26 protein-coding genes are annotated in these 25,233 nt (G+C 70.4%); 6 read left to right on the forward strand and 20 right to left on the reverse strand.

Going from position 1 to position 25,233, the window contains the following annotated elements:
- Nucleotides 1-197: 197 nt before the first annotated feature.
- The 3 genes from MOTC310_RS17025 to MOTC310_RS17035 form a co-directional block, all read right to left on the reverse strand.
- Entirely contained in the window at nucleotides 198-1,079 is an 882-nt protein-coding gene (locus MOTC310_RS17025; protein ID WP_331302634.1) for a 3'-5' exonuclease, read from the reverse strand.
- A 119-nt stretch (nucleotides 1,080-1,198) separates the two neighbouring features.
- A complete protein-coding gene (locus tag MOTC310_RS17030; protein WP_331302635.1) occupies nucleotides 1,199-2,047 on the reverse strand; it encodes a metallophosphoesterase family protein in 849 nt (282 codons plus the stop codon).
- Nucleotides 2,048-2,166: 119 nt separating this feature from the next.
- A complete protein-coding gene (locus MOTC310_RS17035; RefSeq protein WP_331302636.1) occupies nucleotides 2,167-3,165 on the reverse strand; it encodes a M41 family metallopeptidase in 999 nt (332 codons plus the stop codon).
- 68 nt (nucleotides 3,166-3,233) lie between these two features.
- Between MOTC310_RS17035 and MOTC310_RS17040 the strand changes: the two genes are divergently transcribed.
- The 4 genes from MOTC310_RS17040 (at nucleotide 3,234) to MOTC310_RS17055 (ending at nucleotide 6,132) form a co-directional block, all read left to right on the forward strand.
- Nucleotides 3,234-3,536, forward strand: coding sequence for a hypothetical protein (locus MOTC310_RS17040; protein ID WP_331302637.1), 303 nt, complete (start codon nucleotides 3,234-3,236; stop codon nucleotides 3,534-3,536).
- Nucleotides 3,537-3,928: 392 nt separating this feature from the next.
- Entirely contained in the window at nucleotides 3,929-5,074 is a 1,146-nt protein-coding gene (locus MOTC310_RS17045; RefSeq protein ID WP_331302638.1) for a DNA-binding protein, read from the forward strand.
- Between the two features lie 265 nt (nucleotides 5,075-5,339).
- Nucleotides 5,340-5,624, forward strand: a complete 285-nt coding sequence (locus tag MOTC310_RS17050) for an ArsR/SmtB family transcription factor (protein WP_331302639.1) — start codon at nucleotides 5,340-5,342, stop codon at nucleotides 5,622-5,624.
- A gap of 364 nt (nucleotides 5,625-5,988) precedes the next feature.
- Nucleotides 5,989-6,132, forward strand: a complete 144-nt coding sequence (locus MOTC310_RS17055; RefSeq protein WP_331302640.1) for a hypothetical protein — start codon at nucleotides 5,989-5,991, stop codon at nucleotides 6,130-6,132.
- Between the two features lie 12 nt (nucleotides 6,133-6,144).
- Here the strand turns inward: MOTC310_RS17055 and MOTC310_RS17060 are convergent, their stop codons facing one another.
- From MOTC310_RS17060 to MOTC310_RS17140, 17 genes are all read right to left on the reverse strand, one after another.
- Nucleotides 6,145-6,879 (reverse strand): DUF4396 domain-containing protein, encoded by a 735-nt coding sequence (locus tag MOTC310_RS17060; protein ID WP_331302641.1) that lies wholly within the window; start codon nucleotides 6,877-6,879, stop codon nucleotides 6,145-6,147.
- Nucleotides 6,880-6,970: 91 nt separating this feature from the next.
- Entirely contained in the window at nucleotides 6,971-7,804 is an 834-nt protein-coding gene (locus MOTC310_RS17065) for a hypothetical protein (RefSeq protein WP_331302642.1), read from the reverse strand.
- 11 nt (nucleotides 7,805-7,815) lie between these two features.
- Nucleotides 7,816-9,177: a hypothetical protein gene (locus MOTC310_RS17070; RefSeq protein ID WP_331302643.1), complete on the reverse strand. Its 1,362-nt coding sequence runs from the start codon at nucleotides 9,175-9,177 to the stop codon at nucleotides 7,816-7,818.
- A 141-nt stretch (nucleotides 9,178-9,318) separates the two neighbouring features.
- On the reverse strand, nucleotides 9,319-9,621 hold the full coding sequence (locus tag MOTC310_RS17075) for a metal-sensitive transcriptional regulator (RefSeq protein WP_331302644.1): 303 nt from the start codon (nucleotides 9,619-9,621) through the stop codon (nucleotides 9,319-9,321).
- Nucleotides 9,622-9,687: 66 nt separating this feature from the next.
- Nucleotides 9,688-10,443 carry an aminoglycoside adenylyltransferase domain-containing protein gene (locus MOTC310_RS17080; RefSeq protein WP_331302645.1) on the reverse strand — a complete coding sequence of 252 codons (756 nt, stop codon included), beginning with the start codon at nucleotides 10,441-10,443 and terminating at the stop codon, nucleotides 9,688-9,690.
- 10 nt (nucleotides 10,444-10,453) lie between these two features.
- Nucleotides 10,454-12,895, reverse strand: coding sequence for a heavy metal translocating P-type ATPase (locus MOTC310_RS17085; protein WP_331302646.1), 2,442 nt, complete (start codon nucleotides 12,893-12,895; stop codon nucleotides 10,454-10,456).
- A gap of 62 nt (nucleotides 12,896-12,957) precedes the next feature.
- Nucleotides 12,958-13,437 (reverse strand): DUF305 domain-containing protein, encoded by a 480-nt coding sequence (locus tag MOTC310_RS17090; RefSeq protein WP_331302647.1) that lies wholly within the window; start codon nucleotides 13,435-13,437, stop codon nucleotides 12,958-12,960.
- 56 nt (nucleotides 13,438-13,493) lie between these two features.
- Nucleotides 13,494-13,826 (reverse strand): four-helix bundle copper-binding protein, encoded by a 333-nt coding sequence (locus MOTC310_RS17095; protein ID WP_331302648.1) that lies wholly within the window; start codon nucleotides 13,824-13,826, stop codon nucleotides 13,494-13,496.
- Nucleotides 13,827-14,361: 535 nt separating this feature from the next.
- Nucleotides 14,362-14,838, reverse strand: coding sequence for a hypothetical protein (locus MOTC310_RS17100; RefSeq protein WP_331302649.1), 477 nt, complete (start codon nucleotides 14,836-14,838; stop codon nucleotides 14,362-14,364).
- 90 nt (nucleotides 14,839-14,928) lie between these two features.
- On the reverse strand, nucleotides 14,929-15,141 hold the full coding sequence (locus MOTC310_RS17105; RefSeq protein WP_331302650.1) for a heavy-metal-associated domain-containing protein: 213 nt from the start codon (nucleotides 15,139-15,141) through the stop codon (nucleotides 14,929-14,931).
- Nucleotides 15,142-15,452: 311 nt separating this feature from the next.
- Nucleotides 15,453-15,929, reverse strand: coding sequence for a DUF411 domain-containing protein (locus MOTC310_RS17110; protein ID WP_331302651.1), 477 nt, complete (start codon nucleotides 15,927-15,929; stop codon nucleotides 15,453-15,455).
- Between the two features lie 20 nt (nucleotides 15,930-15,949).
- On the reverse strand, nucleotides 15,950-19,069 hold the full coding sequence (locus tag MOTC310_RS17115) for an efflux RND transporter permease subunit (protein ID WP_331302735.1): 3,120 nt from the start codon (nucleotides 19,067-19,069) through the stop codon (nucleotides 15,950-15,952).
- Between the two features lie 38 nt (nucleotides 19,070-19,107).
- Nucleotides 19,108-20,640, reverse strand: coding sequence for an efflux RND transporter periplasmic adaptor subunit (locus MOTC310_RS17120; protein ID WP_331302652.1), 1,533 nt, complete (start codon nucleotides 20,638-20,640; stop codon nucleotides 19,108-19,110).
- Nucleotides 20,637-21,041, reverse strand: coding sequence for a FixH family protein (locus tag MOTC310_RS17125; RefSeq protein WP_331302653.1), 405 nt, complete (start codon nucleotides 21,039-21,041; stop codon nucleotides 20,637-20,639). The genes MOTC310_RS17120 and MOTC310_RS17125 overlap by 4 nt, the downstream gene beginning before the upstream one ends.
- Nucleotides 21,042-21,122: 81 nt before the next feature.
- Nucleotides 21,123-21,527 (reverse strand): hypothetical protein, encoded by a 405-nt coding sequence (locus MOTC310_RS17130; RefSeq protein ID WP_331302654.1) that lies wholly within the window; start codon nucleotides 21,525-21,527, stop codon nucleotides 21,123-21,125.
- Nucleotides 21,528-21,980: 453 nt separating this feature from the next.
- On the reverse strand, nucleotides 21,981-22,631 hold the full coding sequence (locus tag MOTC310_RS17135; protein ID WP_331302655.1) for a DUF1109 domain-containing protein: 651 nt from the start codon (nucleotides 22,629-22,631) through the stop codon (nucleotides 21,981-21,983).
- A complete protein-coding gene (locus MOTC310_RS17140) occupies nucleotides 22,628-23,182 on the reverse strand; it encodes a sigma-70 family RNA polymerase sigma factor (RefSeq protein ID WP_331302736.1) in 555 nt (184 codons plus the stop codon). Before MOTC310_RS17140 ends, MOTC310_RS17135 begins: the two co-directional genes overlap by 4 nt.
- Nucleotides 23,183-23,707: 525 nt before the next feature.
- On the opposite strand from MOTC310_RS17140, the gene MOTC310_RS17145 reads away from it, so the two are divergent.
- Nucleotides 23,708-24,487: a DUF2231 domain-containing protein gene (locus MOTC310_RS17145; RefSeq protein WP_331302656.1), complete on the forward strand. Its 780-nt coding sequence runs from the start codon at nucleotides 23,708-23,710 to the stop codon at nucleotides 24,485-24,487.
- A 205-nt stretch (nucleotides 24,488-24,692) separates the two neighbouring features.
- Nucleotides 24,693-25,139 (forward strand): hypothetical protein, encoded by a 447-nt coding sequence (locus MOTC310_RS17150; RefSeq protein WP_331302737.1) that lies wholly within the window; start codon nucleotides 24,693-24,695, stop codon nucleotides 25,137-25,139.
- The last annotated feature ends 94 nt before the right edge of the window (nucleotides 25,140-25,233 follow it).

Here is a 25,233-nt window from a genome sequence, read left to right on the forward strand (position 1 = left end):
TAGAACGGTGATGGCGGCCTGAAAGCGATGGAGCCGCAATCCAAGACCTAAGGATTACTTATCCTATTCTTGAAGGACCGGATTGGCGATCCTTGGGTGTCAAGGTCCTCGCCTGAAGGAAAGGCCGAGCGAACCTTGATCCCGAACCTCCGCCGGGACAGGAGTGTCAGGCCAGTTCTTCGTCGCGCTACCGGCAGTTACGCTTCGAGGACGACGGCATGCGGTGCCCCGGCTACACCGCCGGCGTATCTTTCGCCCGGGCGGCCGACGAACGCCGAGCGCTGGGACGACGGCTTCTGCCACTCATCGAGGAACCGGCCGAGGTGCGGCCGCCCAGTGCGTTCGCGCCGCAGGAAATCCATGACGCCGCGCACGGCGTCGTCGTGCGATGAGGCGTCCAGGCAACCGCTCAGGTGCTGATGGCGGAGGTAGACGACGTAGGTGTTCAGGACGTCAGTTTCGCAGTAATTCCGCACCCGGCCGATCTCGCCCTGCGCGACCATGTCGGAGACCAGCGACCCGTGCTCGCCGCCCTTCCCGGGAAGTCCGATCATGGCGCAGGCCTCATCAAGCGTGAGGCGTGACGAGGCTCCGTAGGTGGACATCATGTCCATCAGGTCCGCATGCCACTCCCCCGAGTACCGCGTGCCGTAGCCCGACCACCGCGTTCCTTGGCCGAACCATTTCGGCGCGGCGACGCCATGCAGCATGGAGCGGTGGAGCAAGACGGGGATGTCGAACGACCGCCCATTCCAGGAGACGCACCGATAATCCCGCGACGAGAAGCGCTTCCAGAAGCCCCTCAGGAGCCGCGCCTCGCCCCAGCCTTCCTCGCCTCCGCTGCGACAATCGGCGAACCGGTACGCCTCGCGGCCGCCAGCGGCGTCACGCAGGATGTCGGCCTCGACGAACGAGATGGCGACGATCCGGTGCCAGGCAATTTTTGGAAATTTGTCGTTGGGCCAATCGGCGGGAAGCAGGGTTTCGTCGGGCGTCGTCTCGATGTCGACGACGAGCAGTGCCTCCGGCGCCGGCACGGCCTCGGCCCGGCGCGACGCCGGTCGGCGCGCGGCCTCCATGGGAACCACCTCCGCGCTCGACGTTGCGGGAGGCTGCTCCCGGGTAAGGTGATCGCGCGGGGGATGGGACGGCGGAGCGCGCTCATCGGACCTCATAGGCTATCTCCGGGGCGGTCGGTTCAGACGAAGATCGTGCGGCGGGGATCGAACCCCGCCGTCGGGTCGCGGACGTGCGGGTTGCTGACAACGCGGGTGCGCCCGATCCGCAGGTCGCAGGCCGCGGGCACCTGGCCATGCACCCACGCGACCGGTGCGCCCCACGCCTCCATCACGCCGTCGAGGTCCGACACGTGCCAGCAGACGCGCCACGGATCGAGGAGCGGCCGGGCGAGGGTCGGCGGCAGGCACGACCGCGACGGAGGATAGGCGGTGACGACCACCGCGCGGTCGCCGCCGCGGATGCCGGCGACGACCGGATCGGGCGTGTGGCCGTAGCCGCCGGCGACGACGGATGAGAGCGCGTCCTCGATGTAGGCGCGCGACCGATGATGACCGCCGGCCGCATCGTGCGGATAGAACGGGACGCCCGGTGCGCTTGTCGCCCGGGCCCTGACCGACCAGCGGTGGCGGGCGTGGGCCCGTGCTTGCCGCTCGTTGGCCGCCCCGTCGACGGCGAAGCTCGGCCACAGCGTCGCACCGAGGACATGAATGCCGCACGAGGTGGGATCCCCAAGACGGACGGAGGCATCGTGCAGGAGCGCGATTCCCAGGCTCCGCGCGAGCGGCACGGCCTCGGCGAGCGCCTCCGCGACCGGAACGCCGTCGAGGAACTCGGCCGGACCCGGGACGAGCACGACCGGCCGGTCGCGCCGATGCCCGTCGAGCGCCTGGGCGAGCCAGCGCACCGACCGGGAGAGGCCGGGACCGATGCCGCCGGCTACGATGACGGCGTCGAAGTCAGGGGGCGTGTCGGGCAGGTCGAAAGGCGCAAGATCGACGCGGAGGTCCGACATGATCCAGAGCCGCATCGGAACGGGCTCGGATGATGCCGGTCCGAAGGAAACGGCGCCGGGTTCGATGCCGGCGCCGACCGGCCCGCCCGGCGCGGGCACCTCGACCCGAGCGGAAGGATGGGGAACGTCCAGCATCACGCATGTCCTCCGTCGCGGGCGGCACGGGTTTGGTCCGCCTCGGCGATCAGCGCCCGAAGCGTGTCGCCGGACACGACGCGCCCCTCGACCAGCAACTCGGCGACCGCCTCGACGACGGCGCGGTTGGCCTCCACGAGGGCCAGCGCCTCGCTGCCCAACCGGGCGAGATCGCGCTCCACCGCATCCAGGAGCCTGGGATCGAGCGTCAGCCCGACCGCCACCTCGTGCGGGGCCCCGCGGTAGGCGAGCCCCTCCCCGAGGCCGAGGGACGCGTGGGCGCCGGCGAGCAGGGTCGTAGCGCGCGCGAGGTCCGAGGTGACATCGCCGCCCGCACCCGCGCTCGGTTCCCCGAGGAACGCGATCTCCGCCGCGCGCCCGCTCAGCAGCGCCACCACGAGGCCCTCGATCTCCTTCCGGGTGGGGGACGGGCCGAGGCCGGGCACCGCGGACGTGGCGCCGACCGAATCCCGGCGCTGAACGAGGTCGACCTGGACGACGTGCGCGGAACCGGTCCGCTCGAAGCCCAAGCCATGACCGGCCTCGTGATACGCGCTCCGGCGCAGGTCCGCCGCGCCAAGCCGGCCAGTTGTAGCCGTTGATCCAGATCGTATCGATGGGGCGCCGGCTCCGGACGGGTGCTGCGGACGCGCGCCGAGGCGCGCCCGGCGATGCCGAAGGGGGTGGCCAGGGGGCGCGGGTCGCCCAGCGCGGCGGCGCAGTCGAGGAGACGCTCGCGCAGGTTCCCATCCACGTCCGCCGATGCCAGGAGCGCGGCCAGGTCGCCCGCCTCGAAGCGCTCGGCATGCGGGTCGGCCGAGAGTGCCAGAAGGGTGGCCGTCAGCGCGACCGCCATATCCCGCGCGGCGGCGTCGAGGTCGCCCGCGAGCAAGCGCACCTGTTCGAGCGGTGAAAGCCGCGGAAGGCGGAGCGGCAGCACCCGCGGGGCCTTGCGCCAGGCCGGGTGGCCGGGCCCGTCGTCGCAGCGCAGGTGCCACGCGCCCGACACGTTCGCGTGGAGGGCCTGGGCCGCGGTCAGCCGACAGGCCGTGGCCACGAGGCGCACGTGGTCGCGACGGTCCGTCCCGTTGCCGCCGAGCAGGTACGTGGGCAGCACCGCGACGACGTCGCCGGCCCGACGCGTCGCCAACCCGGACATGACGGTCGCGACGTCCCGCGGGTCGGGGCGGAGCAGGTCGAAGGGACCCGCGAGGCGCGCCAGGCCACAGGCCTGGGCCCCGTTGGCGGCGACGGCGACCACGGTCGGGCGGCCGCCGGTGGCCGCGAGGCCGCCCGCGACCAGGGCCGCGGCCAGCAGGCCGGTACGGTCATCGGAATGGATGGTTGCGATCACGGCGTCCTCCTGTAGGCCGTTGCATCGTTGGAATCTTGACACGTCTATTTCTATAATTCAAGAAATAAGGAATAAGCTGGTTACCGGATCCCTGGGCTTTCTGCCGTTCGGCCGGATCGCCATCGGGTGCGGTGAGCGTCGGTGCCCTCCGGGTCGGGGCTGGCGCGGTCGCCGTGCGCGTGAGGCCGCGCGGCGGTGGCGGGCCGGCGAACCTCCGCGACCGGGATGGCGGCGCTTAGGGCGGCGGCACTCCGGGGGCGCATCGAGCCATCATCCGGCGCGCCTTCCCGACCTCGAACGAACGCCGACGGCCGTCCCACCGGGACCGACCCGACCCATGCCGCGCGCGACGACCATTTCTTCATCGGCGGCCCGCAGAATGCCCGGATCGTGCGGGGACGGCGGTCATGGTCGCGGAGAACGAGGTCTGGCAGGCGGCGGACCGCATACGGGTCAGGCAGGCGCCGCCCGGCGGCGTCAAGGAGCGCGTCTCGGTCCGCACGGTCAGGAAGGAGCTCGGGGGAGGCTCCTTCGGGGACATCGCCCGGTCGCTGGCGCGGTGGAAGGTGCGGGAGGACTACCTGCCCGTCATCGAGCAGGCGGATCTGCCGGAGGCGTTCGGGCGACGCCTCGGGACCATCGGGCGTGAACTGCTTGAGATGGCGCGCGTCGAGGCCGCACGGGCGAGGCTGGCCGATTTCGTCGAGGCGGATCAGCGTAGGGCCACGGAGCGGGACGTGCTCGACGAGGCGCTGTCTCGGGTCGACCTCCTGGAGGAGCGGATCGCAGCCATGCAAGCCGAGTTGGACCGGCTGCGCGCCGCCGCGCCCGCTCCCGCCACGGGGGCGCTCCGAGACCCAGCGCCCGAGGGGCGGCCCGCGGCCTCCGGGCGCGAGGGCGTCGGGCTCGTCGATGCGGCTCACGGGGGGAAGCTCGCGCGGGAGGCGGACGTCTTCTGGAGGGAAGTGTGGGAGGCGGTCGAGAGCGTCGTGGGCCAGCGCGGGCCCCTGGCGATCCACCCGCTGTTCAAGGCGCTGCCGGCGTCGTTGAAGGCGGACGGCGCGCGGATGGGTTTCCCGCTGACGCCGGCATGGCTGCGCTACCACCTGCTGCGGATGGCGGAGGATGGCGATGGCCTGGCCGTGGTGGGCCACCGCTTCGCCCTCGCCGGGACCGAGGCGGAGGAGGCTGCGCCGCCGGGGCCGCACGCCGCGGAACGGGTCGAGGCGCCGAGCGGCCGGCGCTTCTGGCGCGAAGTCATCCGCGAGGTCCACGCCCTCCTCTGCCGGGATGGACCCAAGACGGCGGAGGCGGTGCTGGCCGGGATCGAGCCGGGGCGGGTCGACGCGGCGCGGCGCTTCCAGGGGCTCACGCCCGGTCTCCTCCGGTGGAAGCTGCGCCAGCGCATCAAGGAGCGCAGGCCGTTCCGTGAGCTTGCCGATGGGCGTTTCGCGGCCATCCCGTGCGACGGACCATGGGACGGCCTGGCCCCGGCGACCGGGGTACAAGCCGGCCGGCGCTCCGCCCAGGGGAAAGGGACCATCGGGGCGTGAGCGGTGCCTGCGACTTCGCCGGTGGCGATCGACCGGCCCGTTGCCTGCGTATCGCGACGTCCCTGCCCGGTGGGCCTCGCAGCTGCTCGGTGTTCCGGCGGACCGCGCGTTCCGGCTCCGGGCCGATCTGAGGGGGGCGGAGCGGCGGACGCGACCGCATCCTCGATTGGGGCCGATGTGGAAAGGGCCGGTACCATCCACGTGTTATTCGAAATTACCGGAAATACGAATTGCGGACGTTCGAAGCCTGCGCCATAGCGGCTGCATGGACATCGAACTCGCGGCCCGGCAACTCGAAGCTCTCGGCAACCCGGTCCGCCTGAAGGTGTACCGCGCACTGGCCGGCACGGGCCAGGAGGGTCTGCCGGTCGGGGAGCTCCAGCGGCGCGTCGGCATCCCGGCCTCGACGCTGTCCCACCACCTGCGTCGCCTGATCGAGACGGGTCTGGCCGTGCAGGAGCGTCAGGCCACGACACTGCTGTCCCGCGCGGTCCAACCCGCGATGCGTAGCCTCGTCTCATTCCTGGCTGAGGATCTCGGCGAGGATTAACGGCATGGGCGCGCCCGCGGAAGGTCCTATGGACGCCCGCGGGTCTCCGTGGCTGCGCGACGGTCGGTGGAGGCCTCGGGGGACGCTGCCGGAAGTCCTGAAGACGCGGGATCTCGCCCGGCACCTCCCTGGCCATGGCACGGCACCCGAGATCGCGCCGTCCTAACGCGAAGGACGTACTTCTCCGCACGCTCCCGGCGCCTTAACCTGAGCATCCGAGACCGTCGCGGCGGCGGTCTTGACAGGCGGCATGGGCGAAGAGTGCGGCTCGGCCGGGCGACGCCGCGTTGACGTTCCGGCTCCGGCCGGTGGACGGCGGGCCATGCTCCTATCGAAGTGCCATCGCTGCGGACGGCCGGTCAGCTTGGATGCATCGCGGTGCCCGACATGCCTCGCCGCCATCGGGCCCGAGCCGCAGCCGTCCCCTCAAGACGAGACGGGCTACCGGATCGCCATGCTCGCGGTCGCGTGCGCGATCCTCGTCTACCTCGTCCTGATCCGCCGGTAGGCGCCGGGCGCTCTACATCCGCTCCTTGATGCCGGAGCCGACGAGCCACCAGTTCACCGGGTAGCTGGTCAGGAATCCCGCCACCATGGCGACCTGCATGGCGAACCAGAACTCGACCGAGTTCACCGGCGCCCGCTGCCCGGCCAGGTGCGGGTACAGCCAGAACTGCACCAGCGCCATGAGGCCGTACATGCCGACCTGCCAGGCGATCAGCGACGCCGTGTCCGCCTTCACGGCCGCCACTACCCCCTCGCCCGGCGAGAGGCCTCGCATCGGCACGATGGCGTAATACTGGAACACGATGCCGAGCGCGTAGGCGAAGACGAAGTCCAGCACCCAGACCGCGTACATCTTCTCCTCGAAGAGCGAGTGCCAGCCGAACCAGACCGCCACCGTCGGCACCAGGAAGGCGAGCCACTCCGCGGCGACGTCGCCCAGCATGCAGCCGCTGCCGCAGTGGAGCGCGCCCTTGCCGACCATCACCGGGAACGGCGTGCCGGTCATGTTCGGTGGCTTCTCGCCCTGTTCCTCGGCGTGGTGGTGCGCCTCCATGGTCGCGAGCCGTCCGTAGCGGAAGTAGGCCCAGACCACGACCAGCGTCCCGAACAGGGCGCTGACCGGCCAGACGACGTTCATCACCGTCATGTGCTGCGGGTGCCGGATCACCTGGACCGAGAGCAACAGAGAGCAGGCCGCCCCGAGCAGCAGGGCCAGGATCGAGACTGCGTGGAACCATTCCGGGAACATGCGGCACCCTTTCGGCAATGCCCGTGCAACATACCCCCTAGGGGTAGGGTTCCGTGATATGGCGCAACCCACCCATGCTGTTCAACCAGGGTCAGCGCGGCGGGTCCCACGAATACGGGAAGCTCAAGGAGTGCTGCAGGCCGGCCGTGACCCTGAAGTCCTGGCTGCGGTCGCCGCCGAAGCCGACGCCGACCGCCCCGACCAGCACCGTCTGCGGGGTTGCCATGTAGCGTGCGCCGATCTCGGCCAGGTTCACCGCCCGGCCGCGTTCCCGGTCGGTCTCGCGGTAGACGTCGGCGACGAGGACGACGGAATTCGAGATCGGCTGGCTATAGGCGACGCCGACGCGGTATCGGTCGCGTCTCTCGGCCTCCCGGCCGGTGGTCGGGTCGTAGTTGTGGTACCACGATGCGTTGAAGTGCACTTGGCGCGGCACGTAGGAGTACGGCGACAGCCCCTCCGGATCTGGCGTGCCCAACGACTTCGTCGCCAGGAACTTGAGCTCGGTCTCCGTGCCGCTGGCCATCCGGCCGTAGGGCGTGTTCACCCCGAGCGCGACTGCCATGGCGGGCAGGACCAGCCCCTCCTGGTTGAAGTTGTAGAAGCCCTGCGCCCGGAACTCGCCTTGGTCGGTGTCGCTCGCCGTGCCGACCCGGTAAGGGGCCTCGACCGAGAGCTGGAAGTTCTTGAACGCGCCCCATTCCAGGCGCGGCACCGCCATGAGGCTGCTGGCACCCCGCGGATCGTTCCGGATGCGGTTGTATTGGAAGTAGGACTGCACTTCGAGGCCGTTCTCCTTGATCGGATAGGCGTCCTCGATGGTGATGGGCAGCCCCTCCTCCAGGTTGGAGTGGTCGGCGGCGAGCGCCGGGCCGGCACAGAGGGCGAGGAGGGTCGCGAGGGCGGCACGCGTGGTCTTCGACATCGGGCGCCTCCTCAGCGAATGGCGATGCGGGCCGGGCCGAGGCTCGGCTCGATGGTCATGTCGATCGGGGCGACGTCGGGCATGCGGGCGGCCTTGGCCTTCCAGGCCTGGACCATGTGCTCGACCATCATGGACGGCGCCTCGCCCGGCTCCGTCGAACCGGGCATCATCCGCATGCCGGGGGCGACCTGCATCATGGCGTCGTGGAGCGAACCGGGGACCTCGCCCGGCTCGATGCCGAGGCGGCCGTTCATCATCATCTGCCGCATGATCGCGGCTCTCTGCGCCTTGGCGAGTCCCTGCGGGTACATCATCGGCAGCATCTCCATGAGCATGTCCATCATGATCATGCCCATGGCGCCTTGCGGGGACCGCACCCAGGCGGGATAGGTGCGCGGATCGAACGACGGATACGGCTCGCGGAACTTACGGGTGAAGGCCTCGTCGCCGGGCTGATAGCCCATGGCCTCGATGACCCGGTACATCTCGGCCCGCTTCTCCTCGACCGACCAGCCCTTGTAGGCGAGGATCGAGTAGGCGATGCCGTGGAGCATGTGCAGGTTGTCGAAGATGTTCGCGCTCTCGGGCGACATCCTCGAATAGCGCGGCATGATCTCGCGCGAGAGCAGCATGCGGGCGGGCCGGTCGGCCATCACCTCGCGGTACATGAGGTCGATGGTCTGGGCCATGGCGACCTCCTGGTCGCGGTTGCCCGAGATCATCTGCGTCTCGTAGGCGGCCGGGTGCCACCAGTGGGCGACGTAGAACAGGCTCTGGTCGAGGGGATAGAAGTTCCGGAAGTAGTTGAAGTAGGGCTTCATCATGATGCCCGCCCGTCGCATGGTCAGCTCCAGCGGGGCGACGCTGCGGGGCACCCCCGGCGTCTGCATCGTGAGGTAGTATTTGACCGCGCGGTCGGTCCAGGCCTTCTTCTCTGCCCAAGGGATCTCCCGGAACGCCATCACGTCGTAGGTCTGCTCGTGATGCATGTGCGTCCAGTCGATGGTCCGGAACAGCGTGTGCATGGCCCGGTCGACGTAGTTCGAGTAGTACGGCATCTCCGGCTCGATGGCCGGCGGATCGCGCAGCCATTCCTGGGCTTCCTTGTCGAAGCGGGCGTCGACCGCGGCGTGGTCCTCGAACCGGGTCAGCTGCAGCAGGTCGTGCTGCTTCGAGTGGAAGAAGTGCATCCCGGCGCCGATGCGGTAGGCCTTGTTGAGCCGGTAGAAGAATGCGAGGTTGTAGGGCCCCCTGAAGAAGCTGACCTCGTTGCGCTGCTCGATGTTCCCGAGCGCCCGCGCGGCAATCCCTCCGAAGGGACCCGCGGCCGCCGACGCGAGCGCGCCGGCCAGGAATGTGCGCCGTCCGATCATGTCGCCCTCCGACTCGATACCCTACAGGGGTATTTTCAGCCGAGGGCGCGGAAAAGGGGGGCGGCGCGCGCTATCCCGGAATTCGCGTCGTTTGCTTCAGGTCCGTTGCAGTTCAGCCACGGCTGCCGCTCCCGACGCCGGTCAGATGACCTTGGCGACGAGGCGGCTCATCTCGTCGGCAAGGCGGCGGCGCTCCTCCTCGGGCAGGTCGCCGGTGAGCGTGGCCTGAACCAGGGCCTGCATGTGGTCGCGCAGCATGTCGGACTGCACCCGCCGGAGCGCGGCGATGACGGCGTCGGCCTGATGGGCGACGTCGACGCAGTAACGACCGTTCTCGATCATCTGCTGGAGACCGCGAACCTGCCCCTCGATGCGGCGCAGCCGGGAGATCTGGCGGGTATGGTCCACGGCCACGCCGCCGTGCCTGTCGTCCGGTTCGCTCATCTCGGGCCCATGTTGCGACCGCCTAGATAGGCGCCCGCGCCGCCCGCCGGAACCCCGGAAGCTAATTCAGGACAGGGAAAGCCCATCCTCCGCGGCCATGTCGACGAAGGCGCGCGCCTCCCGGCGGCGCTCGCCTTCGTCGGTGTACAGGGCCGGCGCATCCGGCGAGCGGCGTAGGCGCAGCGCCTCGTCGACGATGCGCCGCCAGCGTTCCTCGAAGGTGATCAGCCCGTACAGCCCGGCCTCGGACTTCGAGGCGATGCGTCGGAGCGCGAGCAGGTAGTGCAGCCGGCAGGCGCCCAGCACGACCTCGTCCACCTCCGCGGCATCGGCCGACAGACGAAGGGATCCGAGCGCCTGGGCCGCCCAGCCATCGACCTCTGGAACGTCCCACCAGCCGGGCGGCGGACCGCGGAGGGTAAGGGCGTGCTCGGAGAGGGCGAGCCTGTCGACCGGGCGATCGCGGCGCTGGGACCGCGCCTCCAAGCGGCCGGAACGGACGACCAGTCCCTCGATCCCCGATCCCCGCCAGTCAGCCGCGGCGACGTAGTTGCCGTCAAGGGCCGTCCGCTCCGTCGAGGCCAGGGTCGCGTGCATGTCGGCGAGCCGGTCGAGGGCGTCGGCATCCGGGCGCCACGCGGTGACGGCGACGAAGTCGAGGTCGCACCGTCCCGGCACGAAGTCGTCGAGCGCCGCGGAGCCGACCACGTGGAGGCCCGTGACGAGGCCCGGCAGCTCCGCGTCGACCGCCATCAGGAATCGCTCCGCCGTCGTCGCGGCAAGCGGGTGCATCACGGCGAGGGCGTCCGAGAGCGCGGTCACGCGTCGCCCCTCACAAGCGCGCGGCCCGCAGGCGCAAGGCGTTGCCGATCACGCTCACAGAGGACAGCGCCATGGCGGCCGCCGCGATGACCGGCGAGAGCAGGATGCCCAGGAACGGGTAGAGGATGCCCGCCGCCACCGGCACGCCGGCGGCGTTGTAGATGAAGGCGAAGAACAGGTTCTGGCGGATGTTGCCCATCACGGCTCGCGAGAGTCGCCGGGCGCGCACGATGCCTGTGAGGTCGCCCTTGAGCAGCGTCAGGCCGGCGCTCTCGATGGCCACGTCGGTGCCGGTGCCCATGGCGATGCCGACGTCCGCGGCAGCGAGCGCCGGGGCGTCGTTGACGCCGTCGCCCGCCATCGCGACCACCTGCCCCGCCGCCTTGTGGCGCTCGACCACGGCAGCCTTCTGGTCGGGCAGGACCTCCGCCTCGACCTCCTCGATGCCGAGCCGGCGCGCCACCGCCTCGGCGGTGGTGCGGTTGTCGCCGGTCAGCATCACCACGCGGATGCCCTCGGCCCGGAGCGCGGCCAGCGCCTCCGCCGTCGTCGCCTTCACCGGGTCGGCGATGGCGATGACCCCGGCCAACCGGCCATCGACGCCGACGAAGATCGCGGTGGCGCCGTCGCGCCGGAGTTCGTCGGCCTCGGCCGCGTGGGTCGAGACGTCGACACCCTGCTCGCCCAGGAAGGCGGCGTTGCCCAGCGCGACGCGACGGCCCTCGACCGTGCCGAGGGCGCCCTTCCCCGTCGGGCTGTCGAACTCCGAGACTGGGGCGGTCGCGATCCCGCGCTTCCCGGCGACCGCCACGATGGCGAGGGCGAGCGGGTGCTCGCTCGCGCGCTCGACGCTCGCCGAGAGGCGCAGCACCGCGTCCTCGTCGAAGCCTTCGGCCGCCACCACCCGCGTCACCGCCGGCTTGCCCTCGGTCAGCGTGCCGGTCTTGTCGACCACGAGGGTCGTGACCCGCTCCATCCGCTCCAGCGCCTCGGCGTTCTTGACGAGGACACCGGCCCCGGCGCCCCGGCCGACGCCGACCATGATGGACATCGGCGTGGCGAGCCCGAGCGCGCACGGGCAGGCGATAATGAGGACCGCCACCGCCGCCAGCAGGGCGAAGGTGAAGCGCGGCTCCGGCCCGAAGACCATCCAGGCGCCGAAGGCGAGCATCGCCACGCCGATCACCGCCGGCACGAACCAACCCGCGACCTGGTCGGCGAGGCGCTGGATGGGTGCGCGCGAGCGCTGGGCCTCGGCCACCATCTGGACGATGCGCGCCAGCATGGTGTCGCGGCCGACCTTTGTCGCCTCGACGACCAGCGATCCGGACTGGTTGAGGCTGCCGCCGATGACGGGGGCGCCGGCCTCCTTGGCGACGGGCATCGATTCCCCCGTCACCAGGCTCTCGTCGACGGAACTGCGGCCCTCCACCACCGCACCATCGACCGGCACTTTCTCGCCGGGTCGCACCCGCAGCCGGTCGCCGACGGCGATGGCGTCGAGCTGCACCTCCTCGTCCGTGCCATCGGGCCGGACGCGTCGCGCCGTCTTCGGCGCGAGGTCGAGCAGCGCCCGCAGGGCGCCCCCGGTGCTCTCGCGGGCGCGGAGCTCCAGGACCTGCCCAAGGAGCACGAGCACGGTGATGACGGCGGCCGCCTCGAAGTAGGCCGGCACCGCCCCGCCGTGCCCGCGCAGCGCGTCGGGGAACAGCCCCGGGGCCAGCGTCGCGACCACGCTGTAGAGGTAGGCCGTGCCCGTCCCGAGGGCGACCAGGGTGAACATGTTCAGGTTGTGGGACAGAACGGAGTGCCAGGCCCTGACGAAGAACGGCCAGCCAGCCCAAAGCACCACCGGGGTGGCGAGCGCGAGCTGGATCCAGTTGGAGGTTTGTTGGCCGAGACGCTCCGTCAGGCCGAACAGGTGCCCGCCCATCTCCAGAACGAACACCGGCACGGTCAGGACCAGCCCGACCCAGAACCGGCGCGTCATGTCGATGAGTTCCTCGCTCGGGCCGTCGTCCGCGCCGACCATCGCCGGCTCAAGCGCCATCCCGCAGATCGGGCATGCCCCGGGCCCGACCTGCCTGACCTCCGGGTGCATGGGGCAGGTGTAGACCGTGCCCTCGGGCACCGGTTCGGCTTTCGCGGCAGCCTGGGCCGGATCGACGTAGCGGACCGGGTCGGCCTCGAACTTGGTCCGGCAGCCGTTCGAGCAGAAGTAGTACGGGTGCCCGTCGTGCCCGGCCCGGAACTCCGTCGCGTGCGGATCGACCATCATCCCGCAGACAGGGTCCTTCACGCGGGAGGCACCCGCGTCGTTCGCCGCGACGCCGGCCTGAGGGCCGTGGTCGTGGCGATGCCCATGACCGTGGCCGTGGGCGACATGGTCGTGGCCTCCGGAGCAAGCGTGGCCTGCCGGGGCCGGATGGTGTTCCTGTGGCGCGTCGCTCATGACCGATCCCTTCGCGTGGGCCGCCGGGCTGCGCCGTGCCGCGGGCGGCGCAGCCCGGCGGCTTACCGGTTGCCTTCCTTCTTGGCGTTCTTGTCGAGCCAGGCGACGAGCTCCTTGACGCTCTTCTCCTGCTCCTCGATGGTCTTCTCGGCGAGGTGCCTGCTCTCGGCGTTGTCGAGGCCCTTCAGCGCGGCCCGGGTCATGTCGATGGCGCCCTGGTGGTGCGGGATCATGGTGCAGACCCAGGAGACGTCGGGGTCCCCCGCCATCATCCCCTGCATCATCGGGCCGTTCATCGCCATCATGGCCTGACGGAGGCCCTTCTGCGTCTCGGTCATCTCGCCGCCCATGCCCTGGATGGCCTGGGACATGTGCCCCTGCATGTCCCTCAGCTCGGCGTCCTTGCCGGCGGTGGCCGACTTGCAGGCCTCCGGCAGCTTCACGGCGGACTGCACGGGATTGTGGTCGTGGTCGGCCGCCAGGGCCGTCCCGGCGCCCGGGAGAGCTAGGGCCGCGGCGAGGATCAAGGTACGAACCAGCATGATCGCCTCCTCTCGTTGAAGTCGAGGGGCGGCCTCGACCGGCCGCCCCGGGTCCGTCAGGCGGCCATCTTCCGGCAGCTCTCGGCGCAGCGACGGCACTGCTCGACGCAGTGCTGCATGTCGCCGACCTGCTCGCAGCTGCGGGCGCAGTCCTCGCAAACGTCGGCGCACTCGGCACAGGTATGCTTGTGGTGCGAGGTGCCGAGCAGCATGAAATGCGCCGAGGTCCTGCAGATCTCGGCGCAGGCCAGCATCAGCCGGAAATGCTCCGGCTCGACATGCTTGCCCCCGGCCGGAAGGCAGTGGTTCGAGGCCATGCCGACACAGGTCTGATAGCAACGCAGGCACTCGTCGATGCAGGACTGCATCTCGCTCGACATCTGGTGCATTCGATATCTCCTCTGACTAGGTAGTTTTTAGGGCGTCATGAATAATCGTCATGACTGCCAAACGAGCAGTGATAACGACAATGACAGTTGAACAAGTTCGTTAAGCGCAGATTGTTCAATCTTTTTGTTCTGACTAATTTCCTTAATACTTATATATATCAGGGCGTACACCCGAGGGGTGGAAGTGCCCCGTGACCGATGCGGATTGGGGCCCGGCGTGCCGTGGAAGTGCGATGCCCCAAGCTCCGGGACATCCCGAGCCGGTCACCGCCCGCCATACCGGGCGCACTCGCCGTCGCGTTCGCGCAATGCGGATGCGAACCGGGGCTTGTTCCTCGCGGATCGCCACCGGGTCATGGCTGTCGGGATTGCGGCTCCGGGCGCGGCCCAAGGGGGCGGACCCGGACGCCGCGGACACGCCGAAGGCGGCGACAAGACGACCCGGCATGGAAGGAAGCCTCGCGACGGGATGTCGGGGCGCGGGCCGCGTTCACGGGCGCACCTCGGGCGTCGCGCGCCTCAGGCGCGCCTTATCTCACGCGAGGGTTCGTGGCGGTTTGCGTAGCGCCTCGGGGCCGATGCCCGCGCGACCGGGTGCGTCGTGCGGGATCAGCACAGCCGCCCGGAACACGGGGGCGACCAGGGATGCAGCTCCGGCGACGATGCCGACCGTGCCGCAGACCATCGCCCCGCAACAGCCGCGCTTACAGGCGCTGGGGCAGCAGCATCGGTCGGCACCGGCCGCCCGAAGCGAGGCGGTCGACCGACCGGCCGCCGCCTGGAGGCGGGGCGCTGCCAGGAGCTTCACCGGCATCTCTGAGATGCGCGACGACGCGGCGGGACCTGGGTTCTCTTTGGAAGCGGACGCCGTAGGGACCACCGATACCGCGCGCTTGTGGCCGGCGCAGTGGACGTGCCCCTCGTGCGCCTCGACGGCGAACGGCGCGACGAAGGCGATGATCGCGAGGACCATCACCGCCATCGAACGCACGATGTGCCTGTCGAAACCCATGCCGGTCGCTGATCTCGATCCCGAATGCCGGGACTGCGTCGCCCCTGGCACGTGAATGCGCGCAGCTGGGTTTGGTTGCCCCCGCTCGATTCACGCCGTCGTGCCGAGCGGCTCGGCCGGGTAGCCTGCGGCGGCGATGGCCTGGGCGATGCGGTCGCTCGGACCGGCGGCGCCCGATACGGTCACGAGCTTGGCCTCGCGGTCCACCTCGACCTGGGCGCCCGGCTCGATGTCGACTACGGCCCTGGTCACTGACTTGGCGCAGCCGCCGCACCCCATCTTGTCGACCTTGAAGTGATACATGACGCTCTCTCATGGTGGCGTCCCATCCAGATGGGGCTTCCCATGATGGGAAGGTCAAGGGTCGCGAATGTCTTGGAGTTGCTGCGGGTCATCGGACATCGCCCACAGGATCGCGCTCGACCGCGAGCACATCGAGCGGGCGCCGCTTCCCAAACTTGTCACCGCCGAAGGCAAGGCCGCTGCGCCCGCACGGGCCCGATCCGCCGCCCGGCTCCGTCATGCGGGACGAGCGTCCGAAACCCACATCGAAGTCGGGTGCGAGGGGGGCCCGCCTGCGGCAGCGATACCCGAACGCTGAACCGGCCACGGCCTCAGGCCGGCATCTCGCCACGGTACCGGGCGAAAGGGCTTCGGCCTAGCGGGCCGAATAGAACTACCTCGTAGGCGTGGGGCTCGATGCCAGTGACCTCCATGCCGGGCGAGCCGACTGGCATGCCCGGAACTGCCAAGCCCGTTCCCTTGGGCTTCTCCGAGAGCAGGCGCTTGATCGCGTCGGCCGGCACGTGTCCCTCGACCACGTAACCGTCCACGACGGCGGTATGGCAGGAGGCTAGGTCCTGCGGCACGCCGAGACGCGCCTTGACCGGATTCACCGGCCCCTCGGTCACCGCCACCGTGAAGCCGGCCTCGCGCAGGTGAGCCACCCACTTCTGACAGCAGCCACAGTTCGGGTCCTTGGTGACGGCGATCGGCGGCAAACCCTCCGCCAAGACGGGCCGCGCGACAGCCAGCCCCGCGGCCAGGCCTGCGAGCAACACTCGTCGGGACGGCATCTTATATGACCTCATCATCCGCTCCTGTCGGTTCCTCATTCGGCGGCCAGAGGCATCCGTGCCCTATCCTCGGTCTCCACAGCGGCCTGCGGTAGCCCGTGCCCCTTCACCAGCGCGTAGACGGCCGGAATCACGACGAGGGTCAGCACGGTCGACGAAACCATCCCGCCGATCATCGGCACCGCGATGCGCTGCATGACCTCGGAGCCCGAGCCGGTGCTCCAGAGGATGGGCAGGAGGCCCGCCATGATGGCGACCACCGTCATCATCTTAGGGCGGACCCGCTCGACGGCGCCGACCATGATGGCCCGCCGCAGATCTTCCCTCGTGAGCGGGCGATCCTCTCGCCCGCATCCGGCCCTGACCTCGTCGAGTGCATGGTCGAGGTAGACCAGCATGATCACGCCGGTCTCGGCGGCCACGCCGGCGAGCGCGATGAACCCGACCGCCACCGCGACCGACATGTTGAAGCCCATCCACCACATCAGCCAGACGCCCCCGACCAGCGCGAAGGGCAGCGACAGCATGACGATCAGCGTCTCGGTCAGGCGCTGGAAGTTCAGGTAGAGCAGCAGGAACACGACCAGCAGCGTCAGGGGCACCACGATCCTCAGGCGCGCCGCGGCCCGCTCAAGGTACTCGTACTGCCCGCTCCACTGCAGGGTCGTGCCCGGCGGTAGCCTGACTTCGCTGTCGACCGCGGCCCGCGCGTCGGCGACGTAGCTGCCGAGGTCCCGGCCCGCGAGATCGACGAAGATGTAGACCGCGAGCTGCCCGTTCTCCGTGCGGATCGAGGTCGGCCCCCGCGTGAGCTCGACCTTGGCCACCTCGCGAAGCGGCACCGTCCCCCCCGCCGGCAGCGGCACCTGCACCTCGTCGGCGATGGCCCGCGGATCCGAGCGGAAGGCGCGCGGGTAGCGAACGTTCACCGTGTAGCGCTCGCGACCCTCGACGGTGTTCGTGACGGACTGGCCGCCGAGCGCCGTCGCGATGACGTCCTGCACGTCGCCGACGCTCAGGCCGTAGCGCCCGAGCGCCTCGCGGTCCGGCGCGATGTCGAGGAAGTAGCCGCCGATGACCCGCTCGGCGTAGGCGCTCGAAGTGCCTGGCACCTTCCGAACCACCGCCTCAACCTGCCGAGCGACGCCCTCCATCTGCTTCAGGTCGGTCCCGAGGACCTTGATGCCGACCGGCGTGCGGATGCCGGTCGAGAGCATGTCGATGCGGGCGCGGATCGGCTGCGTCCAGGCATTCGACACGCCCGGGAACTGCAGCGCTTGGTCCATCTCGGCTTTGAGGCTCGCGAGCGTCACGCCCGGGCGCCACTCCGCCTTCGGCTTGAGGCTGATGATGGTCTCGGCCATCTCCATCGGCGCCGGATCCGTCGCCGTGTTGGCGCGCCCGGCCTTGCCGTAGACCGAGGCCACCTCCGGGAAGCTCTTGATGATCCGGTCCTGGGTCGCCAGCAGTTCGGCGGCCTTCGTCACCGAGATGCCGGGCAACGTGGTCGGCATGTACATCAACGTCCCCTCGTTCAGCTCCGGCATGAACTCCGAGCCGAGCTGACGCGCCGGCCACACCGTGGCCGCCAGCACGCCGAGGGCCAGCACGATGGTCAGGACCCGGGCCCGGAGCACGCCGGCGATGAGGGGCCGGTAGAGCCAGATCAGGAGCCGGTTCACCGGGTTGCGGTGCTCCGGGACGATGCGCCCGCGCACGAACAGCGTCATGAGGGCCGGGACCAGGGTCACCGACAGGAGCGCCGCCGCCGCCATGGCGAAGGTCTTGGTCAGGGCGAGCGGCCCGAACAACCTGCCTTCCTCGCCTTCCAGGGTGAAGATCGGCAGGAAGCTCACCGTGATGATGAGCAGCGAGAAGAACAGGGACGGGCCGACCTCGGCGGCGGCCTCGACCAGGATCTCGACGCGCGGCTTGCCCTCCGGCGCCCGCTCCAGGTGCTTGTGGGCGTTCTCGATCATGACGATGGCGGCGTCGATCATGGCGCCGACCGCGATCGCGATGCCGCCGAGCGACATGATGTTGGCGCCCAGCCCCAGAGCCTTCATGCCCGCGAACGCCATCAGGATGCCCACCGGCAGCATCAGGATGGCCACCAGCGCGCTTCGGACGTGCAACAGGAACACGATGCAGACCAGGGAGACGACGACGCTCTCCTCGACCAACGTGTGCCGCAGCGTCTCGATGGCGGCGTCGATGAGCTGCGAACGGTCGTAGACCGGCAGGATCTCGGTGCCGGCGGGCAGGCTCTTGGCCACCTCGGCGAGCTTCGCCTTCGCGTTCTCGATGACGCTGAGGGCGTTCGCGCCGAACCGCTGCAGCACGATGCCGCCGGCGACCTCACCCTCGCCGTTCAGCTCGGTGATGCCGCGGCGCTCGTCCGGCCCGAGCTCGACCCGGGCGACGTCCCGGACCCGCAGCGGGGTGCCGCCCGAGGTCTTCAGCACGATGTTCTCGATGTCGGCGACGCTCCTGAGATAGCCGCGCCCCCGCACCATGAACTCGAACTCGGAGAGCTCGACCGTGCGCCCGCCGACGTCGGCGTTGCTCGTTCGGATCGCGTCCCGGAGCTTGTTGAGCGAGATGCCCTGGGCGCGCAGACGGTTCGGGTCGACGACGACGTTGTACTGCTTCACGAACCCGCCGACGCCGGCGACCTCGGCCACGCCCTCGGCGCGCGAGGCCCCGAACCGGACCACCCAGTCCTGCAGGGACCGCAGCTCGGCGAGCGTCCGCTCCCGGGCCACCACCACGTACTGGTAGACCCAGCCGACGCCCGTCGCGTCGGGGCCCAGCGTCGGTGTGACCCCGGCCGGCAGGCGGCTCGCCGCGCCGTTGAGGTATTCCAGCACCCGCGAGCGGCCCCAATACGGGTCGGTGCCGTCCTCGAAGATGACGTAGACGAAGGAGACCCCGAAGAACGAGAAGCCCCGCACCACCTTCGCCTTCGGCACCGTCAGCATGGCGGTGGTCAGCGGGTAGGTGACCTGATCCTCCACCACCTGCGGCGCCTGACCCGGATACTCGGTGTAGACGATGGCCTGCACGTCCGAGAGGTCGGGGATGGCGTCGAGCGGCAGGGTGCGCAGGGCGACGACGCCCGTCGCCACGGCGAACACGGTCCCGACCAGCACCAGGACGAGGTTGCGGGCCGACTATCCGATGAGGCGCGCGATCATGGCTTGGCCTCCATGTTCGCGGCCTGCCGGTCGTCCGACTTCGGGGCCGCCATCGATTGCAGCGCGGCCTTGAGGTTGCTCTCGGCGTCGATCAGGAAGTTCGCCGCCGTGACCACCCGGTCGCCGGCCGCGACGCCCTCGCGGATCTCGGTGTAGCCCGGGCCGCGTGCCCCGATCTTGACCTCGCGCGGCTCGAACCGGCCCTCGCCGCGGTCGAGCAGCACCACCTGTCGCGCGCCCGTATCGATGACCGCGTCGTCGGGGACCGCCACGACGGGCTTTCCGGTTCCCGTGGCGATCTCGACCTCGGCGTACATGTCGGGCAGGAGCGCGCCGTCCGGGTTCGGCAGCTCGATGCGGACACGTGTGGTGCGGGTGTCCGGGTTCACCTGCGGGTAGATCACGCCGACCTTGCCCGAGAACGTGCGCCCCGGGGCCGAGCGGACCCGAAGGGTCACCGACTGTCCGACGCGCACCCCGGCGAGGTCGCGCTCGGGCACGTCGGCCAGCACCCACATCACCGAGATGTCGCCGATGCGGAACAGGGTGTCGCCGGCCGCGGCCTTCATGCCCTCGACGGCCGTACGCTGCAGGACCACGCCGTCCCGGGCCGACGACCAGGTGATGGCCATCGGCACCTTCCGGGTGCGCTCCATCTCGTCGATCACCGCCTCGGAGACGTTGAGGTTCTGCAAGCGCCGCCGGGCGCCGTCGAAGCCGGGATTGGCGATGAGCTGGGAGGCGGCGGCGTTGATGTCGGGCGAGTAGATGTGGACCAGGGGCTGGCCCCTGCGGACCCGGTCGCCGGTCGTGACGTCCTCGACGTGGTCGACGTACGCGTCCGAGCGTGTCGCGATGACCGTCACGCGCCGCTCGTCGAGGGCGACGGTGCCGGGCACGCGCACGGGCTGGGCGACGACCCGGCGCTCCACGGTCTCGGTCCGGACGCCGGTGCGCTGGACCTTGCCGGGGGAGACGGTCACGACGTTGCCGCCCTCGTCCTCGCCGGCGTAGACGGGGATGTAGTCCATCCCCATCGAGTCCTTCTTCGGCACCGGCGAGGTGTCGGGCAGGCCCATCGGATTGCGGTAGTACAGGACGCGTCGGTCACCGGAGCCGGGCTTGGACGACCCGGCTGGCTGGCCGCCGTCCGCCATGCCGTGGGCGGCCATGTCGGCGGGCATGGCCTCCACGGCCTCGCCGTCGAAGCGGACGTCCTCGCTGGCGCGGACGGCCCGGAACTCGCGTCCGTCCGTCGTGACCATCGGCGCGAGCGAGTAGACCGGCTTTCCGTCCGGGTCTTGGTAGTAGACGATCGGGCCGGACGGGGCGGCCCTCGCGGGGCCCGCCGCGGGAGGCAGGAGATGCGCGAGCCCGTCGCGAGCCCAGTCCGCGAGCGCGGTCGGCAGCGCCGAGACCGCGCGTCCGGCGAGTTCGGACACGGCGGGGCCGTCGTGCTCCGCCCAATACCCGACGCCCGCGGCCGCGAGCGCGGCGAGGGCCCCGGCCAGCCATCCGGACCGGCTCATTTCGCGGCCTGGACGATCAGGTCGCCCTCGACCGTGCCGGTCTCGCCCTGGACCTTGGCGGCCAGCGACAGGCGCCAGCGGCCCTGCATCCCCAGATGGGCCTTGAAGCGGTAGATGCCGGGTTCGGTCGACGGCACCTGCTCGACCTTGGTGGCCATCTCCTCCATGGCGTCCGGAGCCATATCGAGGCGCTTGGCGAAGATCACGGCGTCGGTCACCGGCTTGCCGCTGCGCTTGTCGACGAGCCGGACGGCGAGGACGGCGTCGCCGACCTTGGCGTCCTGCTGCACGAGCTGGAACTGATAGTCCTTGATGCCGGCGAGCGCCGGCAGGGCCTGGGCCGACAGGGTGGCGCCGAGCAGCGCGGCCGTAAGGGCGCGCACGAAGGGATTCCTGGTCACGGGTACGGTCTCCTGAACGCGATGGTCGCCGGCGCGCGGTCGCGCGCCATCGTGCCGGCGCTTACGCCGGCGGCATCGGGTTCAGGCTCGGGGGGGCTCGGGTAACGGTGGCCCGTGCATGCTGGCGAAGGACGCGGCATCGGGCCACGCCCGGCTCGTCCGCGTCGCGACCGGTGCCGGCACTGACACCGCGGACGGCGGGAGGGAAGCGATGCCGGCGAGGCAGAGCGCCAGCAGCGGGCAACCCGCCTTGGCGCAGTCGGGCTTCGCCGTCTTCACGGGCGGACAGCATGGCATCTCGGCCATGTCGACATCCGCCATGTCGGCGGGGTCCGCGACCGGCATCGCCTCGTGCCCGACGCCCACCTGCGCCATCACGGACGCGCGCATGCCCGCGACGGCCGCGGGGGCGGCCACCGGCGTCAGGGCGAGGCTGAGAACCGCGAGAAGCGGGATCAGCCGCCGAAGGGCGAGCCAGAACGTCACGGATTCACGATGCCAGCTTTTCGGTCCGGGCGGAAGGCCAAGTGATCCGACGGCGTCAGAAGTCCCGGGTGGAACGCGCCGGCCGCTCAACGGAAGGGCGCCGGCGCATCTCGGTGATCGACCCGGTCGTCGAGCCGACCTCCGCCGATCCGACAGGACGGGGCGGCGTTCGATGCGTCTGGGGTATGAAGCGGGACGGGACGTTATCCATCCACCCCGCGAGCGCATAACCTGGCAGTGCGGCAAGCATTGCAATGCCGGCGAAGACGGGAAGGATCTTGGTTCTCATGGCGGAACTCGATCATTACTCGGAAGCTCGCGGCTCCTTTCCTTGAGTCCGTACGTCCCGCGCTCATTGTTACGACATTGCGCGAATTCTTTTTCGTGCTGCGGCCGGCGCCGCGAGACACAGTCATCTTCGCCGACCGCCTTGGTACGCCCTTGGCTTGTTCGCTACCATCGGAGCAGGCGCGGTCCCAGGAGCGCCCCCGCCAGCGTGCACAGCGCGATGGTCCCTCCGTACCAGACCGCGACGAACGGCACGGTGTCGTCCATGCAGTGCAGGGAATAGCCGAGCGCGCTGACCGCGCCCGAGGCGAGGCCAACCAGGGCCCCGGCCCGCACAAGGTCCGTCGGCGCCCCGAACCGCCGGACCGCCCACGTGACGACGGCGAACGGCACGACGGCGATTAGGGGGATCGAGACGAGGCATTCGAGCCAGGTGTGGCCCGAGATCAGGCCATGCCAGTGCTCGCGCGGGGTCATCGACAGGCTCGCCCCCGCGAGCGCCGCGACCGCGACGAACGGCAGGGCGGCGACCCCGAGATGGACGCGGCTCTCGCCGCCGGGCCTCGCGGCCCTGACGAGATACCGGAGCGCGAGACCGCCGACCGCGGCCGCGAATGCGAACTTGAACGCGAGGAACACGAGCGGGCGGGCCTGCATCAGGCCGGGACGAACCCCCAGGACCGCGAGCGCGAGGCAGAGCGCGGCCGCGGCGCCGACGGCCACCGCCAGCCCGAGCCGGCGGGTCATCCACGGGGTCCGGACAGGCTCGCGCTCGAAGCTGCTGCCCAGGAGGCCGATGAGTTCGTCGGTCTTCATCGCGTCTTGCCTCCCACCAGGTTCGCCAGCGCCTTCAGGCCGCGATGGACGCTCACCTTGACCGCGGTCTCGGTCATGCCGGAGCGTTCGGCCGCCTCCGCGGTGCTCAGTCCCTCGACCTTCGTCGACCGGATCGCACTCCTCATCTTGGCCGGCAGGTGCGCGAGGAGGCGCTCGACGTCGAGCGAGCTCTCCGCCGCGACGTGATCGTCATGGGCCACCAGCACGCCCGCATCCTCGACCGGGACGTCCGTCGTGGACGCGCGCGTGCGCCGGAGATGGTCGATGAGCTTGTACCGGGCGATGGCGTGGATCCACGGCGTCACCGGTTGCGTGACGTCATAGGTGTGCCGGCGCGTATGGATCACCATCAGCGTCTCCTGGACGAGATCCTCCGCCTCGGTGTCGCTCCGTCCGGAGCGGACCAGCTTGCCCTTGTAGTAAGCGCGCAGATGCGAGCCGAGACGCCCGAGGAAGCGCCGGTAGTCGGCCGCGCTACCCCCGAGGCTGGCGATGAGCAGCCCACGCAGTTCCTCCTCCGCCCGGGGCACCAGGGCTAGCCGAGCCGGTTCGTGGATGCCGGGCCAAAGCTCGAAGTCCGTCGCGTCATCCACCACCCCGCAATGCCCCTCGCGACCGCCGCGTCGTGCCGCATGGGGCGCGCACGTCGTCCGCCGGCCCGCGTCACGCGGCCCGTCGCCCGAACGCGAAGGGGAACCGCCACGGCTCGAAGGTCAGTCCGCAAACGGGCCCCGAAAGGTTACAGCGCTCGGGGCATGCCACTACCCGCAGGCATGTGCGGCTAATTATTGCCAAGCCTGGGCGCCGTTCTTAGACCCGAGTTGGGTACGACGGGAGGGGGCGGGCACGGGGCTTCCGAACCTCCCTGCGGGCGTGACCCCGTCCGCGGGGATTGGTCGTCCGGGACCGTATCCGGGAACGTACCTCTCCTCCGACTCGGCGACGACGGCTGGTTCGCCCCGGCACGACGCCCCGCTCGACGCCCTTTGCCCATCCGAACCGGTCCGGGCGGAAGCCGACCGTCCCATCATCGACGTTTTCCTGGGAGTACGGTCATGATCGAGGTGATCCCGAACTGGCATCCGGTCGCGGTCCATTTCACGATTGCCCTCCTCATCACGGCCACCGCGCTGTTCGCCGCAGGAACCCTGTTCAGGAAAGCGCCGTCCGGGGCCGCGCTCACGACGGCCGCCCGTTGGAACCTCGCGATCGGCATCGCGGTCACGGTCGCGACCCTGGCGACGGGCTGGTCGGCGTACAACACGGTCGCGCACGACGCGGCCTCGCACGAGAACATGTCCGTCCACCTCCGCTGGGCCGTCGCCACTGCGTTGGTCTTTCTCGTCGCCGGAGGTGTAGCCTGGCTGGAGCGGCGGAAGGGCGCCGGCGCGGGCATCGCGCTGCTGGCGCTCCTCGCCGGGGGGGCCGGGGCGCTCGCGGTCACGGGCTGGCTCGGCGGCGAGAACGTCTACCGCTACGGCCTGGGCGTCATGGCGCTCCCGAAATCGGGTGACCACGTCCACCCCGGAAGCGGCGGCCAGCCCCACGTTCATGCCCACGACCATGACCACACGCAAACGGACGGTCCGGCCACGCCCGAAGCAGCCGCGGGCAACGCCGGGACGGCTCGGGCGCCGGACGCCGCCGCTCCGCACGACCATGGCCATGGGCACGACCACGACCATGACCACGGCCATGAGCCCGGCCTACCGCAGGATCAGGGCCCCGCGGCCCCCGCGCAGGGGCCAGCGACGCCCGATGCCGCCGCGGGCAAGGCCGGTACGGCTCAGGCTCCGGATGCCGCCGCTCCGCATGACCACGACCACACGCATTGACCGGCGCGCCGCCGGTCCGGTTCGCGCTCAAACAACTGTGTCGTGCATGTCGGCGCGTTCGCGGTAGCCTTCTTGAAACTGCCTTGTGGCGCAAATCCAACAGACTGTTGTTCCGCGGCGTGCGCCCGCCGCATTGGATTGCCGCTTCCGCCGGGCCGTGCGAATGTACGCCAAGATTGGGCAGGGGCCCTGATCATTGAACATCGTGCGCACATTGCTGCTTGCCGTGCTCGCCTTGGCCCTGGCCATCGCGCCGGCCGCGCCGTGCACGATGGGCCGGCATGCCACGATGACCGACCGCGTGCTCGCCGACATCTCGGGCGCGGTGCCCCAGGCACGCCACGCACACACGCGACTGGTGTACGACGGTTCGGATGATACCGGGCACGCCGGCATTCATGCGGGTTCCCAGGACGTGCCGGCTGCGACCGCCAGCGATGATGGTTGCCCGGGACACCGGCACCGTTCGAAGCGCCCGGCCTGCCCGTCGCCGTGTTGCACCCTCGGCTGCCAAGCGGCGCTCCCGGTGGCGGTCTGGTTGGGTACGCCTACGGACTACCGCCCTTCCGACCGGGTCCTGATCGTCCAGGAGGACGGGGCCGTCGACGCGCATCCGCTCCGGATCGAGCGACCGCCGAGGCTGGGCGCCTGACGCACGGGCGGTTCTAGCACGCGCCCACGGCCGCTTCGGCGGGACGAGCAACCATTCCGTTCGACGACCCGACGCCTCGGTCGGGCGCGACGCC

It is taken from the genome of Methylobacterium oryzae, from assembly GCF_036441375.1.
GTDB lineage: Bacteria > Pseudomonadota > Alphaproteobacteria > Rhizobiales > Beijerinckiaceae > Methylobacterium > Methylobacterium oryzae_A.